The 16,592-nt window shown below is 70.3% G+C and carries 16 protein-coding genes; 7 read left to right on the top strand and 9 right to left on the bottom strand.

Annotated elements, in window-relative coordinates; translation table 11 throughout:
• The 5 genes from BGN97_RS15710 to BGN97_RS15690 form a co-directional block, all read right to left on the bottom strand.
• The coding region (locus BGN97_RS15710; RefSeq protein WP_292703486.1) for a response regulator transcription factor at positions 1-286 on the bottom strand (286 nt) is incomplete at its 3' end.
• On the bottom strand, positions 283-1,086 hold the full coding sequence (locus tag BGN97_RS15705; protein ID WP_292703484.1) for a histidine kinase: 804 nt from the start codon (positions 1,084-1,086) through the stop codon (positions 283-285). The genes BGN97_RS15705 and BGN97_RS15710, both read right to left, overlap by 4 nt.
• A gap of 83 nt (positions 1,087-1,169) precedes the next feature.
• Positions 1,170-2,255: a GNAT family N-acetyltransferase gene (locus tag BGN97_RS15700; protein ID WP_292703481.1), complete on the bottom strand. Its 1,086-nt coding sequence runs from the start codon at positions 2,253-2,255 to the stop codon at positions 1,170-1,172.
• The gene (locus tag BGN97_RS15695; RefSeq protein ID WP_292703478.1) at positions 2,252-3,379 is read right to left on the bottom strand and encodes a GNAT family N-acetyltransferase; all 1,128 of its coding nucleotides are present in this window, start codon (positions 3,377-3,379) and stop codon (positions 2,252-2,254) included. Before BGN97_RS15695 ends, BGN97_RS15700 begins: the two co-directional genes overlap by 4 nt.
• A complete protein-coding gene (locus BGN97_RS15690) occupies positions 3,376-3,654 on the bottom strand; it encodes a hypothetical protein (protein ID WP_292703476.1) in 279 nt (92 codons plus the stop codon). Before BGN97_RS15690 ends, BGN97_RS15695 begins: the two co-directional genes overlap by 4 nt.
• Positions 3,655-4,210: 556 nt before the next feature.
• Between BGN97_RS15690 and smc the strand changes: the two genes are divergently transcribed.
• From smc to BGN97_RS15675, 3 genes are read left to right on the top strand one after another with little or no spacing between them, the layout of a single operon-like run.
• On the top strand, positions 4,211-7,732 hold the full coding sequence (gene smc / locus BGN97_RS15685; protein WP_292703473.1) for a chromosome segregation protein SMC: 3,522 nt from the start codon (positions 4,211-4,213) through the stop codon (positions 7,730-7,732).
• 35 nt (positions 7,733-7,767) lie between these two features.
• Complete coding sequence (gene ftsY, locus BGN97_RS15680; protein WP_292703470.1) at positions 7,768-8,643, top strand: signal recognition particle-docking protein FtsY; 876 nt, start codon at positions 7,768-7,770, stop codon at positions 8,641-8,643.
• A gap of 38 nt (positions 8,644-8,681) precedes the next feature.
• The gene (locus BGN97_RS15675; protein ID WP_292703467.1) at positions 8,682-9,182 is read left to right on the top strand and encodes a DUF2004 domain-containing protein; all 501 of its coding nucleotides are present in this window, start codon (positions 8,682-8,684) and stop codon (positions 9,180-9,182) included.
• Between the two features lie 22 nt (positions 9,183-9,204).
• Here the strand turns inward: BGN97_RS15675 and lipA are convergent, their stop codons facing one another.
• Both lipA and lipB read right to left on the bottom strand, forming a co-directional pair.
• Positions 9,205-10,197 carry a lipoyl synthase gene (lipA, locus tag BGN97_RS15670; protein ID WP_292703464.1) on the bottom strand — a complete coding sequence of 331 codons (993 nt, stop codon included), beginning with the start codon at positions 10,195-10,197 and terminating at the stop codon, positions 9,205-9,207.
• Positions 10,194-10,847, bottom strand: coding sequence for a lipoyl(octanoyl) transferase LipB (gene lipB / locus BGN97_RS15665; protein WP_285632647.1), 654 nt, complete (start codon positions 10,845-10,847; stop codon positions 10,194-10,196). The genes lipA and lipB overlap by 4 nt, the downstream gene beginning before the upstream one ends.
• Positions 10,848-10,953: 106 nt before the next feature.
• Between lipB and BGN97_RS15660 the strand changes: the two genes are divergently transcribed.
• The 4 genes from BGN97_RS15660 to ffh are packed head-to-tail and all read left to right on the top strand — an operon-like array spanning position 10,954 to position 14,300.
• Complete coding sequence (locus BGN97_RS15660) at positions 10,954-11,538, top strand: TetR/AcrR family transcriptional regulator (protein ID WP_292703461.1); 585 nt, start codon at positions 10,954-10,956, stop codon at positions 11,536-11,538.
• Between the two features lie 59 nt (positions 11,539-11,597).
• Positions 11,598-12,236 (top strand): hypothetical protein, encoded by a 639-nt coding sequence (locus tag BGN97_RS15655; RefSeq protein ID WP_292703459.1) that lies wholly within the window; start codon positions 11,598-11,600, stop codon positions 12,234-12,236.
• Entirely contained in the window at positions 12,233-12,733 is a 501-nt protein-coding gene (locus BGN97_RS15650) for an RNA polymerase sigma factor (protein ID WP_292703456.1), read from the top strand. Before BGN97_RS15655 ends, BGN97_RS15650 begins: the two co-directional genes overlap by 4 nt.
• A gap of 13 nt (positions 12,734-12,746) precedes the next feature.
• The gene (gene ffh, locus BGN97_RS15645; RefSeq protein WP_292703453.1) at positions 12,747-14,300 is read left to right on the top strand and encodes a signal recognition particle protein; all 1,554 of its coding nucleotides are present in this window, start codon (positions 12,747-12,749) and stop codon (positions 14,298-14,300) included.
• Between the two features lie 10 nt (positions 14,301-14,310).
• On the opposite strand, the gene BGN97_RS15640 is transcribed toward ffh, so the two are convergent.
• Positions 14,311-14,985, bottom strand: a complete 675-nt coding sequence (locus BGN97_RS15640; protein WP_292703450.1) for an SGNH/GDSL hydrolase family protein — start codon at positions 14,983-14,985, stop codon at positions 14,311-14,313.
• 52 nt (positions 14,986-15,037) lie between these two features.
• On the bottom strand, positions 15,038-16,552 hold the full coding sequence (glpK, locus tag BGN97_RS15635) for a glycerol kinase GlpK (RefSeq protein ID WP_292703447.1): 1,515 nt from the start codon (positions 16,550-16,552) through the stop codon (positions 15,038-15,040).
• Positions 16,553-16,592: the final 40 nt, after the last annotated feature.

Below are 16,592 nucleotides of genomic sequence, written 5' to 3'. Positions count from 1 at the left end.
CCCGGAGCGCGGCGTACACGTGCTCGTCGGCGTCGAACGTGGTGAGGATCAGCACCCGCCGATCAGGATCGTGCTCCCGCACGGCACGGGTGGCTTCGATTCCGTCGATCCCGGGCATCCGGATGTCCATCAGCACGACGTCCGGCGCGAGGCGGTCTGCCGACTCGATCGCCCCGATGCCGTCTGCCGCCTCCCCGACGACCTCCATGTCGGCCTGCGCATCGACCGTCGCGACGATGCCGGCCCGCACGAGCGGCTGGTCGTCGGCCACCAGGATGCGGATCATCGGACCGCCCCCGCGCCTCGGGAGGCCGCCGTCGCGTAGGGCACGGTGGCGACGACGGCGAAGGGATCGTCGGGCTCGATGTCGAGGTGGCCGCCGACGGCCACGATCCGCCTCCGCATCGCGGGGAGCCCCAGTCCTGTGCCCTCACCCGTCCTCGCGCCGCGGGCAGCGTGGTTGCTCAATCGGATCGCGACCAGGTCGTCTCGCCAGTCCTCGACCCAGTCGACGCGGCCGGTGCCGTGCCGAAGCGCGTTCGTGAGCCCCTCCTGCAGGAAGCGGCCGAGCGCGAGCTCGGAGTCCGGGCCGAGTCGACGCGGCTCGCCCTGGACGCGACGGTCCACTGCCAGGCCCAGAGCGCGCATCCGCTCCGCCAGTGCGTCCGCGGTCGCGGGCGCGGGAGACGGGGCATCCGCGTGCCCCTCCTGCAGTGTGCGCAGCGTCTGCCGCAGTTCGCGGAGAGAGGTGCGGGCCGTCTCCTCGATCACCTCCAGCGCCGAAGCGGTGCGGGCGGGAGTGAACTGAGCGACTCGCGCCTGCGCCACGATGACGGTGAGGGAGTGTCCCAGAACGTCGTGCAGTTCACCCGAGATCCGGGAGCGCTCCGCGCCGGCGATCTGGCGCTCGCGGTTCTCCTGATCGCGTCTGACGAAGTCGAGGCGCTCCTCGAGCAGCGCGGTGGTGCGCAGCTCCGCCCGTCGCAGCAGTCCCATCAGGACGGCGACCGCGCACGCGGCCAGCAGACCTATGCCGAGCAGCCAGGGAGCCGGCCCGAAGCCGCTGCCGGTCACCGTCGGGTCCATGGCGTACCCAGCGTTCGCCGCCGCGGGCGGCGGCGGATCGTACCCGGATCGCTGCGTCAGCGACCCGGGTATCGATTCCGCGCTCAGTCCAGGCGCTTCTGCCAGGCGCCGGCGTACGCCCGCGGGACGAATCCCATCGCCTCGTTGATGTCGAGCATCGGCCGGTTCTCCTCGGCGTTGAACGTCGAGATCCTCGGCGACGCGGGGGCGATGCCGCGCCAGCGCAGGATGTTCCCGCACTTCACGAGCTGACCGAGCCGGTGCCCCCGGTGCTCCTTCAGCACCAGCGTGCAGTACTGATGAGTCACACCGGTGGGGTCCTCGCCGATGACCAGCTCGTTGAACGCCGCCAGAGTGCCGGTGGGCACGTGCTCGACCGCGGCGACCGACATCGTCTGGCCGCCACCGATGATTCGCGCATCGCGGCGGGCGATGCGGGCGGCGTCCCAGGTCTCCTCGTCGATCTCGAGGTCTCCGCTGGGAGCATCCGTCGACATCCGCGAGAGCGCCCAGGCGTAGCCGTCGCGCTGCTCGGGCGGCGTCGGCAGGTTCCACTCGACCAGGCGGTAGTCCGGTCCCGCCGCTGCGATCGCCCCCGACAGCATCCGCTCGACCGTCGACAGGTCGGCCTGCAGATCGAAGCCGCTGCTGCGCTCCACCTGCTCGAGCGCGAAGCCGTTCCGCTCCAGCAGGCGCGTGTGCGGGCTCGACGAGATCACGCCCCAACCCGTCTTCGGCGTCAGGGTCTCGCTGCCGGGAACGGCCGGGTGCAGGGTCCACGCCTGCAGGACCCGGCGGCCCTGCAGGCGCACCTCCTCCTCGGCGCGGTCGAGCAGTGCCTGCCCGACGCCCGTGGGCCAGTGCTCGGGGAGCACCATCAGGTCGACCTCCGCGCTGGTGGGCTCGGCGACCCCGCAGTTCAGCGAGATCGCGCCGATGATGCTGTCGCCGGCGCGCGCGATGAAGGTGCGGTGCACGTGGTCGGTGCGGTCCTTCCACAGCGGCAGCATCTCGGCGGCGGTGCGCTCGTAATCGTCCACACCGCTGTCGGCCAGGCACACGGCATTGTTCAGGGCCACGGCTGCGATGAAGTCGGCAGCATCCGCATCGTCCAGCGAAGCGGGGACGGCGACCTCGGTGACCGTCAGGTCGGCGGTGGGGTATGTCATACGAGTTCCTTCTTCCAGGCGCCTTCGTAGGCGATGGGGGAGAATCCGATCTCCTCGTTGATCGAGAGCATCGGCCGGTTCTCCTCGGCGTTGTAGGTGACGACGCGGGGCGACTCGGGGTGGCGCTCGCGCCAGGCGAGCAGCCCGGCGGTCTTCACGAGCATCCCGAGCCGATGTCCACGATGCTCGGCGAGCACGAGCGTGTCCCACTGATGGGTGCTCCTCGTCGGCTCGTCCGCCGCGATGGAGAGCTCGTTGAAGGCGCACAGCTCGCCGGTCCCGATGTGCTGCGCGGCCGTGACCAGCGCCGACCACCCGCGTCGGATGATGCGCTCGTCCTGCTCGATCACCCGGGCGGCATCCCAGACCTCCTCCGGAGTGCCCAGTTCGGCATCCGGGACGTCGGTCGACATCCGCGACTTCAGCCAGGCGTAGCCGTCGCGGTGCTCGGCGGGCGTCGGCAGGCTCCAGGACACGATCCGGTAGTCGGACGCGTGCTGCCGGGCGGCGGCGTGCAGGGTGCGGAGATGGTCCGCCGTGCCGGCCTCCCAGACCAGTGCACTGGCCCGCTCGACCTGCTCGAGCGTGAAACCGCTGCGCTCGAGGAACACCGCGGAGCGATCGGCGGGGATCGAGCCGAAGCCGGTGGGGGCCTCGAGCACGGGCAGCGTGCCCGCGTCGTCGTGGTGCTCGGCCCAGTGCTGGAGCCTGGTCACGCCCAGCGCGCGGGCGGTGGCCTCCACGTGCTCGTACACGGCGCGGCCGATGCCCTGGCCGGCTGATGCCTGCGGCACGGCGACCGTCATGATCGCGGTGTCGCCCGCTCCGTCGAGGAGCACGTCGAGCGCCGCGCATCCGATCACGGCGCCGTCGCGCTCGACGTACCACTGGCGACGGGTGCGCTGAGCCGTGCTGCGCAGGCCGGTGAGGAGCGCCTCCGGCGTGAGGAAGTCGTCCTCGCGGCCGGTCGTCTCCAGGATGGAGCGGTTGCGCACCTCCGCGTACTCGCGGATCAGGGCGGTCGGCCCCGCGTCCGCCCGAGCGGGGAGCTCGAGCGGACGAAGGGTCGCGCCTGCGGGGAGTGCGATGGGCGTGTTCTCGGTGTTCTCGGTCGCGATGCTCATCGCAGGCCCCTCTGCAGATCGAAGGCGAGCAGGGTGATGGCCTCGTGTTCGGTGACGCCATGGCTGCGGCGGGGGCGTGGTGCGTCATCGGCGGTCTCGCCGTTGTGCAGACCCCGCTCGAGCAGCCAGAGTCCGATGCGGAGGCTGAGGCGGTCGGACAGCGGGAGCCGCTGCAGGGCCGCCTGGTCGGGGATGTTGAGGATCTGACGATCCTCGGTATCCGGCGGGTGGATGGACGTGGTGTGCTGACGATCGGTCAGCAAGGAGGTGCTCACGATGTGTGCGCTTTCTGTCGGTTTGTTCTCATGGTGGGGAACGAAGCGGATGCCGGTGAGGCGCGCGGATGCGATGCCGGTGGCATCCGGAGGACACGCGCTCAGAAGCCGAGCGGACGTGCCGGGAATCGCCCTGGAACGGGCGGGGCGCCAGCCGCGCGATGCGTGGGGCGACGATCATCGACCGGACGCGGAGCGTCTGACGAGTCGTGAGAGGTGCGGTGCGGCGTTATGCGGCCGTGCGTGCGAAGGCCACCGAGATACGTGGTGACTTCGCCGACACGTTGCCGGCAGTGCGAGTGACGCCGTTCAGCTTTGTGATCATCATCGGTGACCTCCTCTCTTGTGATCGGTGAGTCACGCTAGCGGGAAGTTCCCAGCGGAGTCAAGCATTCGGGCGTGTCGTCGGCGTGTCGCCCCTTGGGCCGGCCATCGGGCGACCGCTCGGGATCGCACCCGACGCAGCGCGGGATCCCCGCCGTTCCGCGGCTTTCGGGTAGCGGATGGGCGTGCTTCCCCCGACCGATGACGCCCTTCCGACGCTCGGAGTCCCGGCATGCATCTGAAGAGCCTGACGCTCAAGGGGTTCAAGTCCTTCGCGCAGCCCACGTCGTTCGTGTTCGAGCCCGGCGTCACCTGCATCGTCGGTCCCAACGGCTCGGGCAAGTCGAACGTCGTGGACGCGCTCGCATGGGTGATGGGCGAGCAGGGGGCGAAGACGCTTCGCGGCGGCAAGATGGAGGACGTCATCTTCGCCGGCACGTCGACCCGCGGGCCGCTCGGCCGGGCCGAGGTGCAGCTCACGATCGACAACGGCGACGGCGCCCTCCCGATCGACTACGCCGAGGTCACCATCAGCCGCACGCTGTTCCGGAACGGCTCCAGCGAGTACGCCATCAACGGCTCGAGCTGCCGACTGCTGGACGTGCAGGAGCTGCTCAGCGACTCCGGCCTGGGCCGCGAGATGCACGTGATCGTCGGTCAGGGGCGTCTGGACACCGTGCTGCAGGCGTCGCCGGAGGACCGCCGCGGTTTCATCGAGGAGGCCGCCGGCATCCTCAAGCACCGCCGGCGCAAGGAGAAGACCCTCCGCAAGCTCGACGCCATGGAGGCCAACCTGACGCGCCTCAGCGACCTGGCGGGGGAGATCCGGCGTCAGCTGAAGCCGCTCGGACGGCAGGCCGAGATCGCCCGTGAGGCGGCGGGGATCGCGGCCGTCGTGCGCGATGCGAAGGCGCGCCTGTTCGCCGACGACGTGGTCGCGCTGCGCACCGCGCTGGCCGACCACACCCGCACCGAGCAGGAGCGGCACACCGAGCGGATCGTGCTCTCGGACCAGCTCGACACGGTGCGGACCGGCATCCAGCGGCTGGAGGCCCAGCAGAACTCGGCTGCGGTCGACGAGGCGCGGCGCATCGCCTTCGGGCTGGAGCAGGCGCAGGAGCGGATGAGGAGCCTGTTCACGCTCGCGAACCAGCGTCTCGCGCTGCTCGGCGGCGAGGACGACACGATCACAGCCATCACCGTCACGCAGGACACGATCGACGAGGCGAAGGAGGAGATCACCAGGATCTCCGAGGGTCTGGGCGATGCTCAGGACGCCGCCGCTGCCGCCAGTCGCGAGGTCGTCAACGCGAGAGCCGAGCTGGACACGCTCGACGTCGACATCGCCGAGCAGAGCGCACTGGTCTCGCAGTACGACATGCGTTTGACGACCCTGCGCGGCAACGCGGACGCCGCAGCATCCGCTCTCGCAGCCGTGCGAGGAGCGGTGCTGCGCCAGGAGAACGCGCTCGAGGCCGCGCACGCTCGACGCCGCGAAGCGGAGGAGGCGCTGGAGTCGATCGCGGATGCCGAGGCGCCCGACGGATCCGCGGCGGAGTACGCGGCCGCCTACGACGAAGCGCAGAAGCTGGTCTCGGCCGCGGAGACCGATCGCGACTCATTGCGCGAGCGGCTGCACGAGGCCGAGCGCGAGGCGGATGCTCTGACGGCGAAGGCCGCCGCCCTCGGCAGCGCGCTGTCGCTCTCCGGCGGCGCCGCCGAGATCGTCGCGTCAGGGGCATCCGGCGTGCGGGGGCTGGTCGGCGACGCCGTGCAGGTGCGGGTCGGCTTCGAGGCGGCCGTCGCCGCCGTGCTCGGCCCGCTCACCGAGGGCGTGCTCGTGGACGGCGTCGACGACGCCTTCGCGCTGGTGTCCTCCGGAGGTGCCCGCGGAACCGTCGACTTCGTCATCGCCGACACCACGCTCGCTGCGACCCCCGTGGCCCTGGACGTGCCGGGCGTGGTCTCGGCAGCCGAGGTCGTGGACGCACCGGCCGGCATCCGCGGCATCCTCGCCGCCGTGCTCGTCGCCGACGACCTCGATGCCGCTCGCACCGCACGGCTGGCGCTCGACGCGCTCGCGGACACGCGCACGACCGTCGTCACCCGCACCGGCGAGGTCATCACGGCGCACACGATGCGGGCCGGCACGGGGGAGGCCTCACGGCTGGAGCTGGCGGCGGAACGGGACGCGGCGACGGAGCGGCTCGCCGAGGTGCGGGAGACCGTCGCCGAACTGCGCGAGGCCCGCGAGGGCTCGACCGAAGCCGTCGAGGACGCGCGGCGCCGCGCGAAGGATGCGCTCCGCGCGCTCCGCGAGCACGACGCGGCCCTGGCCACGCACGCCGAGCAGGTGAACCGGGTGACGGTGCGTCACGAGGCCGCGGTCGCCGAGTGCGAGCGTCTGGAGGCCGGGCTCGCCCAAGTGCAGGGCACGGTGGCGGATGCCGAGGCGTCCGCCGAGCGCGCGAAGGCCGAGCTGGAGGCATCCGAGTCCGAGCCGCGGCCGGTGCTCGACGTATCCGCCCGTGACGGGCTGCTCGAGGCGCTGGAGTCGGCGCGCGAGGGCGAGGTGCGCGCCCGCCTCGAGATCGAGACGCTGCGCGAGCGCGTCCGCGCTGCGCAGGCCCGGGTCGTGTCGCTGGAGCGGCAGCGCGAACAGGAGCGCGACGCCGCGGCCGAGGCCGCCCGCCGCGCCGTGATCCGCCGGGCGCAGCGCGAAGCGGCTTCCGCCGTCGCCGACGAGGTGCCGCGGGTGCTCGACTCCATCGACCGCTCCGTCGCCGAGGCGCGCGTGGCCCTCGCCGCAGCCGAGGCGGAGCGCTCCGCGCACAACGAGGAGCTCACCGGCCTGCGGGCCCAGGAGGGCTCGCTGCGCGAGCGCCTGGCGGGGCTCACCGAGAGCGTGCACGGGCTCGAGCTGCAGATCCACGAGAAGAAGCTCCACCTCACGAGCCTGCTCGAGCGCGTGGCCTCTGAGCTCGCGCTGGACGAAGATATTCTCATCGCGGAATATGGTCCGGATCAGCCGGTCCCGCGGGATCCGGGCGCGGAGGAGCAGGACGAGGACGCCGCGATCCCGTTCGGCCGGCGCATCCAGGAGCGACGGCTCAAGGACGCCGAGCGCAAGCTCGCTCAGCTCGGCCGGGTCAACCCTCTCGCGCTGGAGGAGTTCGCAGCGCTCGAGCAGCGGCATGCCTTCCTCACCGAGCAGCTCGCCGATCTGACGAAGACCAGGCAGGACCTGCTGGCGATCATCGCCGACCTCGACGAGCGGATGCAGGTGATCTTCGCCAGCGCCTTCGAGGACACCAGGCAGGCCTTCGGCGAGGTGTTCCCGCTGCTGTTCCCCGGAGGATCCGGGAGCATCTCGCTGACCGACCCCGACGACATGCTCACCACGGGCATCGAGGTCGCGGTGCGTCCGGTCGGCAAGAAGATCGAACGGCTCTCGCTGCTCTCGGGTGGAGAGCGGTCCCTGGCCGCAGTCGCGCTGCTGGTCGCGATCTTCAAGGCGCGGCCCAGCCCGTTCTACATCCTCGACGAGGTGGAGGCAGCGCTCGACGACGCCAACCTCGGGCGGCTGCTGACGGTGTTCGAGCAGCTGCGCGAGAACTCGCAGCTGCTCGTGATCACCCATCAGAAGCGCACGATGGAGATCGCCGACGCCCTGTACGGAGTCTCGATGCGCCAGGACGGTGTCTCGGCCGTGGTCGGTCAGCGCGTGGGCGACCGCGCCGCGGCATCCGCCTGAGAACCCGCCGGCCGTCGCCTGGATAGGCTGGAGGCATGGCGGAGAAGTCCTGGTCCCTCGGCCGCGCCCTGCGCGGCATGTTCGTCAAACCCACGATCGATGAGACGACGTGGGACGACCTGGAGACCGCGCTGATCACGGCGGACTTCGGCCCCGACATCACCGAGGCGCTGCTGGAGGAGCTGCGCGAGAAGGTGGATCGCTACCGCACCACCGATCCGAAGGATCTGCAGCGGATGCTGCGCGAGACGCTCGAGGAGCGGTTCGCGCAGTTCGACACCACGCTCAAGCTCACCGAGCGTCCGGCCGTCGTGCTGGTCGTCGGGGTCAACGGCGTCGGCAAGACCACGACCATCGGCAAGTTCACCAAGTTCCTGCGCGGCTTCGAGCGCAGCGTGGTGGTCGGCGGAGCCGACACCTTCCGTGCGGCCGCGGTCGAGCAGTTGGCCACCTGGGCGCAGCGCGGCGGCGCTGCGATGGTCCGGCCCCAGCACGAGGGTCAGGACCCCGCATCCGTCGCCTTCCAGACGGTGGAGTACGCCAAGCAGCACGGCACGGAGATCGCGATCATCGACACCGCCGGCCGTCTGCACACCAAGGGCGGCCTGATGGACGAGCTGTCGAAGGTGCGCCGGGTGGTGGAGAAGCTCGCCCCGATCAGCGAGGTGCTGCTCGTGCTGGACGCCACCACGGGCCAGAACGGCGTCATGCAGGCGGAGGCGTTCCTCCAGCACGCGGGCGTCACGGGGCTGGTGATCACCAAGCTCGACGGCTCCGCGAAGGGCGGCTTCATCCTGGCCGTGCAGGAGCGCACCGGCATCCCGGTGAAGCTCCTCGGGCAGGGCGAGGGCATCGACGATCTCACCGGTTTCACCCCGCACGTCTTCGTGTCGGCGCTTGTCGGCGCGTAGGACTACCGGACGGGCGGAGAGGCTGGTTTCATAGCGATATGGCGATCGAACACGATTACTTCGGAGTCCTCTCCTCGGGGCCCGACGGCGCCATCTTCTGGACCGAGCGGGTCGACTTCGGCGACCAGTCGGTGACGGTCGATCTGACCGCTCCCGACCAGGAGGACGTTTCTCAGGAGGCGCTCGACGTCGCCGCTGCTCTGATCTCCGGCATCGAGGACCTGGATGCCACGGTGCGCCGCGCCATGCTGGCCGAAGTCGACGATCGCACCAGCGAGGTCACCGAGTACATCCTGCAGCAGCAGGAGGCCTACGGTGATCAGCTCGAGGAGGTGCTGGTCGACATCAGCGGCGACGCCGCGGTCGACATCATCCGCTCGCTGTGCCTGATGAGCATGACGATCCTCGCCGACGAGCACGGCGGGACCGATCCGTTCGCCGTCATGGAGTACGCGCTGGACGCGGATGCCACCGACGATGTGCTGCTCGTGAACCTCGCCGACAACGGCTCGGTGATCTCGGTGATGAGCGCCGACTAGCACTCATCACCGGGACAGCACATCACACCGCCTGAGCGAAGCCCAGGTCGGCGCTCTCCGCGATGTGCGCGAGGTGCGGCGGGATCTCGCGGCCCTTCGAGATCATCGACTGCGCCCACAGGCGCCCGGCCCGGTAGGACGACCGGACCAGGGGACCGGCGAGCACGCCGAGGAAGCCGATCCGCTCGGCCTCGGCCTTGAACTCGACGAACTCGTCGGGCTTGACCCAGCGCGCCACGGGAAGGTGCCGCGGTGAGGGCCGCAGGTACTGCGTGATGGTGATGATGTCGCAGCCGGCGTCGTGCAGGTCCTGGAGCGCCTGCACGACCTCCTCCGGCTCCTCACCCATGCCGAGGATGAGGTTGGACTTGGTGATCAGGCCCGCATCGTGACCCTGGGTGATGACGTTCAGCGAGCGCTCGTAGGTGAACGCCGGGCGGATGCGCCGGAAGATGCGCGGCACGGTCTCGACGTTGTGCGCGAAGACTTCGGGGCGGGCCTCGAAGATCTGGTTCAGGTTCTCGGGCCTCCCGCCGTGGTCGTTGGCGAGGAGCTCGACCCCGGTGTTCGGGTTCTGGGCGTGGATCTGCCGGACCGTCTCGGCGTTCAGCCACGCGCCCGTGTCGGGCAGGTCGTCACGGGCGACGCTGGTGACCGTGGCGTAGCGCAGGCCCATCCGGGTGACGCTCTCCGCCACGCGACGCGGCTCGTCGGTGTCGTAGTCGGCGGGCTTGCCGGTGTCGATCTGGCAGAAGTCGCAGCGCCGGGTGCACTGCGATCCGCCGATCAGGAAGGTCGCCTCCTTGTCCTCCCAGCACTCGAAGATGTTGGGGCAGCCGGCCTCCTGGCAGACCGTGTGCAGCCCCTCGTCCTTCACCAGCGAGTGGAGCGCCTTGTACTCGGGGCCCATCTTCGCCTTGGTGCGGATCCACTCGGGCTTGCGCTCGATCGGGGTCTCGGAGTTGCGGATCTCCAGACGCAGCAGCCTGCGTCCGTCGGGGTGGGCGGCGCTCATGCGGCCACCTCCTTGCGGGTCTCGGTGGCGTACTCGGCGGCGAAGGCGTCGGAGACGGCCTGCACGATGTCGGCGGGGGAGACGTCGGCGCCGACGATCTCGCTGACGGTCGTCACTCCGGCATCCGTGATGCCGCACGGGATGATGCCGCGGAATCCGGCCAGCGAGTTGTCGCAGTTGATCGCGAAGCCGTGCATGGTCACACCCTGCTGCACGCGCACCCCGATCGCGGCGACCTTGTCCTCGGACAGCGGCCGGCGCACCCACACGCCGCTGCGGCCCTCGACCTGGTACCCGTCGACGCCGAGGGGCTTCAGGATGCTGATCAGCAGGCGCTCCATGCGGCGCACATGCGCGACGACGTCCATCGGCTCGGGCAGGCGGACGATCGGGTAGCCGACGAGCTGACCGGGGCCGTGCCAGGTGATCTTGCCACCGCGGTCGACATCGACCACCGGTGTGCCGTCCTGGGGGCGCTCCTGCGGCTCCGTGCGCTTGCCGGCCGTGTAGACGGCCTCGTGCTCGAGCAGCAGGAGCGTGTCGGGCCGGTCGCCCGCGACGACCTCGCGGTGGATGCTGCGCTGCAGCTCCCACCCGTCCAGGTAGGGGACGAACTCCGGTGCGAGACCGGCGATCCGGATGTCGAGCATGATCGCTCCCGATGGTTGTTGGATGCAGTGCAAGAAAGCGGCTCGGTACAGCCTACGCCTCTCCGCGGGGCTTGTCGCGCATCGGCATGACGCTACGCTGACGGACATGGCAACCGAGTCGCGAGCAGGCAGGCCGAGGGCGTCGTCGCGCGAGACGCTGGCCGAGGCGGCGTGCGAGCTCTTCCTGGAGCAGGGGTACGAGGCGACCTCCGTCGTCGACATCGCGCAGCGTGCCGGCGTGAGCCGATCGAGCTTCTTCAACTACTTCTCCTCGAAGAGCGATGTGCTCTGGTCGGGGCTGGATGCCCGTATCGCCGCGGCCTCCGTCGCGCTGGCCGCACTCGGCCGGGGCGCCGACGGCCCGTCGGTGCGCGCGGCCGTGCTGCCGATCGTGCACGGTTTCGCGCCCGACCCGCTCGCGCTCGCGCTGCGCAACGCGGCGGCCATGGGGCTCGAGCAGGAGCTGCTGCGCGACACGGGGCTGCGCCACGCGCGCATCGCTTCGGCGGTCGCGGCAGCGGCGAGGAGCGCGGGGATCGACGAGATCCGCGCGGACATCCTCGGGTCGGCCCTGGCCACCGCCGTGCTGTCGTCGCTGCGGGTGTGGGCGGAGCAGGGCGCCGGGCAGGCGTCGCTCGAGGCACAGTTCGACGAGGCGCTGCGCAGCATCCATGATCTTCCCTGGGGCTGAGCGGACGTTTCGCGGTCCGCCGGACAGGTCATGAGTGCAAGCCGCTGAAGGAGGCGCTCATGTCCGATCCGATGGATGTCCTGCTCGACCGCTCCGCTCCGCATCTCGCCGACCGGGGGAGCGGGCGCGACGCCGCGCTGGCGCAGATGGTGCACGACGCCCGCGACACCGCTCGCCCGCAGAAGCGACCCCGGCGGCGGATCGCGCTGCTGAGCGGCGCGCTCGCGGTGGTGCTGATGGGCGGCGCGGGGATAGCGACGGCCAACTCGGATTGGCCCTGGGGGCAGGGACTGGAGAATCCGGACCGGAGCTACACGTACACGTCGCCGACGTGGGGACAGTGCGAGATCCGGTACAGCGGGTTCGAGACGCACAACCCGCTGATCCAGGCGGACGTCAACCGGGTCATCGACGAGTGGTTCGCGAACACGGATGTCGAGGCCGCCGCGGATCCGTATGCGGCGAAGCACCTGGCGCAGATCGAGGCGGATCAGAAGGCCGCCGCAGACCCCGACCCCGACCCGCGGCTCGCCGACCTCAACGCCTGGCAGGCCCACGATCAGGCGCTCTCCACGGCGCTGCACGAGGAGCTCAAGGCGCACGGCTACGACAGCGGAGCCGGGGACCTCGCCGGAACGGAGAGTCGCAGCCAGCTCCATTGCGAGGGCGAGGACTGGGGCGGCGAGGGCGGCGAGTGACGCCCAGCGTCGAGCCGCTCACGCGCGCGCTCGAGTCCTCGGCATCCGATCTTCTCGCCTACCTCGAGCGACGCGTCGGCGCGGATGACGCGCCGGACCTGCTCGGCGAGACCATGGTCGTCGCCTGGCGCAGGGTGAAGGAGCTCCCGTCCGACGACGAACGCGCGCGCATGTGGCTGTTCGGCATCGCCCGTGGCACTCTGCTGAATCACTCCCGAGGGCAGCGCCGGCGCTGGGCGCTGGCCGATCGCATCCGACTGCAGGTGCGGGAGTCCGCCACGGCGCCGCCCGCGGATGAAGGCGCCGAGGTGCGCGACGCCATCGACCGGCTCGAGCCGGAACTCGCGGAGCTCGTCCGGCTGGTGCACTGGGAGCGTCTGAGCGTCGCGGATGCCGCAGGCCTGCTCGGCATCCCGGCCTCCACCGCGCGCGGCCGTTACCAGCGCGCCAAGGACCAGCTGAGGGCGGCGCTCAGACAGGCGGCTGCGCTCCCGTAGAATCAGAGGCACCATGGCTACCTTTGGCACGCTCTCCGATCGGCTCACCGAGACCTTCCGCAACCTCCGCACGAAGGGAAAGCTGAGCCCCGCCGACGTCGACGGCACCGTCCGCGAGATCCGTCGCGCCCTGCTCGACGCGGATGTCGCGCTCGTCGTCGTCAAGGACTTCACCGCGAAGGTGCGCGAGCGCGCCCTGAGCGATGAGGTCAACAAGGCGCTGAACCCGGCGCAGCAGGTCGTCCAGATCGTCAACGAGGAGCTCGTCGCGATCCTCGGCGGCGAGCAGCGCCGTCTGGAGTTCGCGAAGACCCCGCCGACCGTGATCATGCTCGCAGGGCTCCAGGGCTCGGGCAAGACGACTTTCGCCGGAAAGCTCGCGAAGCAGCTCGAGGCCGACGGGCACACCCCGCTGCTGGTCGCCGCCGACCTGCAGCGCCCGAACGCCGTCACGCAGCTGCAGGTCGTCGCCGAGCGCGCCGGAGCGGCGATCTTCGCCCCCGAGCCGGGCAACGGCGTCGGCGACCCTGTGCAGGTGTCCAAGGCCGGTGTCGAGCACGCCCGCCGCCAGCAGCATGACGTCGTCATCATCGACACCGCGGGACGCCTCGGCATCGACGCCGAGCTGATGAAGCAGGCGGCCGACATCCGCAGGGCGACGGACCCCGACGAGGTGCTCTTCGTCATCGACGCGATGATCGGTCAGGATGCCGTCAACACGGCCAAGGCCTTCCAGGAGGGCGTCGACTTCACCGGTGTCGTGCTGTCCAAGCTCGACGGCGACGCGCGCGGCGGCGCCGCCCTGTCCGTGGCATCCGTGACCGGACGCCCGATCATCTTCGCCTCCACGGGAGAGAACCTCGAGGACCTCGAGCCGTTCCACCCCGACCGTATGGCGAGCCGCATCCTCGACCTCGGCGACATCCTGACCCTCATCGAGCAGGCCCAGCAGGCCTTCGATGAGGAAGAGGCCATGAAGATGGCCGAGAAGCTCGCCAACGAGGCCTTCACTCTCGAGGACTTCCTCGAGCAGATGCAGCAGATGCGCAAGATGGGCTCGATGAAGAAGATGCTCGGCATGCTGCCGGGCATGGGCCAGATGAAGCAGCAGCTCGAGGACTTCGATGAGCGCGAGGTCGACCGCACCGAGGCCATCATCCGCTCGATGACCCCCGCCGAGCGCCGCAACACCAAGATCCTGAACGGCTCGCGCCGACTCCGCATCGCACGTGGTTCCGGTATGACCGTGACCGACGTGAACCAGCTCGTGCAGCGCTTCGAGCAGGCCGCCAAGATGATGAAGACGGTCGCCCGCGGCGGCACCCCGCAGATCCCCGGCATGGGCCCGATGGGCAAGCCGGGGGCTTCGGCCAAGCGCGGCAAGAAGGGCGCCAAGAACAAGGGCGGATCCCGTTCGGGCAACCCGGCGAAGCGCGCGGCCGAGAACGCCGGAATCGCGATGTCGAACTCGACGCCCACCGGGTCGGGCTTCGGGCTCGGCGGCGGGCAGAAGGCGCCGACCGAGGCCGACCTGGCCGAGATCCAGAAGCTCTTCGGCAAGAACTGAGCACTTCACGTCAGAGCCGGTAGCCGGCGTGCTCCAGCTCGACGCGGATCACGTGCACGAGCCGCTGCTGTCCCGCGACGGTCGGATGCTCGTCGTCGTCCTGCAGCAGTGAGGGATCTCCGCGCAGCGGCTGGCCGATGTCGATGTACCTCCCGCCGAGCGCGGTCACGGCGGTGCGCACCGCGGCGGAGCTGACGTCGATCTCGGACGGCTTCGGCTCCGACGGATCCCAGAGCGTGCTCAGCCCGACCAGCTCTGCGCGGGGCATGGTGCGATGGATCGCGTCGACCGTGCGCTCGGTCGCGGCGGCGATGTCGGCATCCGACCGGCCGACGTCGTTGTCCGATCCCTGCACGATGACGAGGGTCGGATCATCCCTCGCCGCAGCATCCACCAGGTCCCGGAAGTCCTTGCCGCAGGTGCCGACCGCGAGGAATCCCGCCCCGCTGCAGGCGAGGTTGTCGATGGTGACGCCGGTGCGCCGGGAGAGCATGCTCGGCCAGTCCTCGCCGTCGTCGAGACCATGGCCGGACATGATCGAGTCGCCGATCGTGACGATCACTGGATCGCTGGTGGGCGTCGTACGTGCAGGCGCCGCCGCCGCGGCTGCGCATCCGCTCAGCAGGACGCCGCACAGCACCGTCACCACAAGTGCAGCATCCGTCATTCGAGACAACCGGAACACGGCGCCGACGCTACGCCCCGACTGTGGGCGCGCGCCCTGAGCCGCCTATGGATCACCGGACATCGTCGTCGACCCAGTCCATGGACTTCGTCACGGCCTTGCGCCACAGCCGCAGCTGACGGTTCCGCTCGGCAGCATCCATCGCCGGCTCCCAGCGCCGGTCCTGCTGCCAGTTCGCGGCGAGCTCGTCGAGGTCCTTCCAGAACCCGACGGCGAGGCCCGCCGCGTACGCGGCGCCGAGCGCCGTGGTCTCGGCCACGACGGGGCGGACCACCGGCACGCCCAGCACGTCGGCCTGGAACTGCATCAGGGCGTCGTTGGCCACCATGCCGCCGTCCACCTTCAGCTCGCTCAGCGCGACACCGGCATCGGCGTTGACGGCGTCGAGCACGTCACGCGTCTGGAATGCGACGGCCTCGAGCGCCGCCCGCGCGATGTGACTCCGGTTCGCGAAGCGGGTGAGACCCACGATGGCGCCGCGGGCATCCGGGCGCCAGTACGGCGTGAAGAGGCCGGAGAACGCCGGCACGATGTACACGCCCCCGTTGTCCTTCACCTGCGCGGCGAGCTTCTCGACCTCGGGCGCGGACGAGATCAGTCCCAGCTGATCCCGCAGCCATTGGATCAGGGAGCCGGCGACCGCGATCGACCCTTCCAGCGCGTAATGCGCCGGCGCGTCGCCGAGCTTGTAGCCGACGGTGGTCAGCAGGCCGTTCTTCGAGTGCACGATCTTCTCGCCCGTATTGAAGATCAGGAAGCAGCCGGTCCCGTAGGTGTTCTTGCTCTCGCCGGCCTGGAACGCTGCCTGGCCGAATGTGGCGGCCTGCTGGTCGCCGAGGATGCCGGCGATGGGCGCCTCGCGCAGCAGCGATCGGCTCTCCGCGCGTCCGTACACCTCGGACGAGGACCGGATCTCCGGCATCATCGATCGGGGGACGCCGAACGCCTCCAGGATGTCGTCGCGCCACTCCAGCGTGGTCAGATCCATGAAGAGCGTCCGTGAGGCGTTCGTGACGTCCGTTGCGTGGACGCCGCCGTCCGTCCCTCCGGTGAGGTTCCACAGCACCCAGCAGTCGGTGGTGCCGAACAGCAGGTCGCCGGCTTCCGCCCGCTCGCGGGCGCCGTCGACGTTCTCCAGGATCCAGGCGATCTTGGTGCCGGAGAAGTAGGTCGCCAGGGGCAGCCCCACGACGGGTTTGAACCTGTCGATGCCCTCATCGGCCGCGAGCCGGTCGACGATCTCCTGCGTGCGGGTGTCCTGCCACACGATCGCGTTGTACACGGGCTCACCCGTGTGCCGGTCCCACACGACGGCGGTCTCGCGCTGATTCGTGATGCCGACCGCGGCGATGTCGTGCCTGGTGAGGTGCGCCCGGGTGAGGGCGAGGCCGATGACCTCCTGCACGTTCCGCCAGATCTCGGCAGGATCGTGCTCGACCCAGCCCGCGCGAGGCAGGATCTGCTCGTGCTCCTTCTGGCCGGATGCCACGACCCGGCCGGCGCGGTCGAAGACGATCGCCCTGCTCGAGGTGGTGCCCTGATCGATCGACAGAACGTACTCGGCCATCCGGCCCTCCTTCAGCGGATCTCCGGCGATCCGCGTCCTC

Source organism: Microbacterium sp. 69-10 (assembly GCF_001897945.1).
Classification (GTDB): domain Bacteria; phylum Actinomycetota; class Actinomycetes; order Actinomycetales; family Microbacteriaceae; genus Microbacterium.
This window is presented reverse-complemented; position numbering and strand designations above follow the sequence as displayed.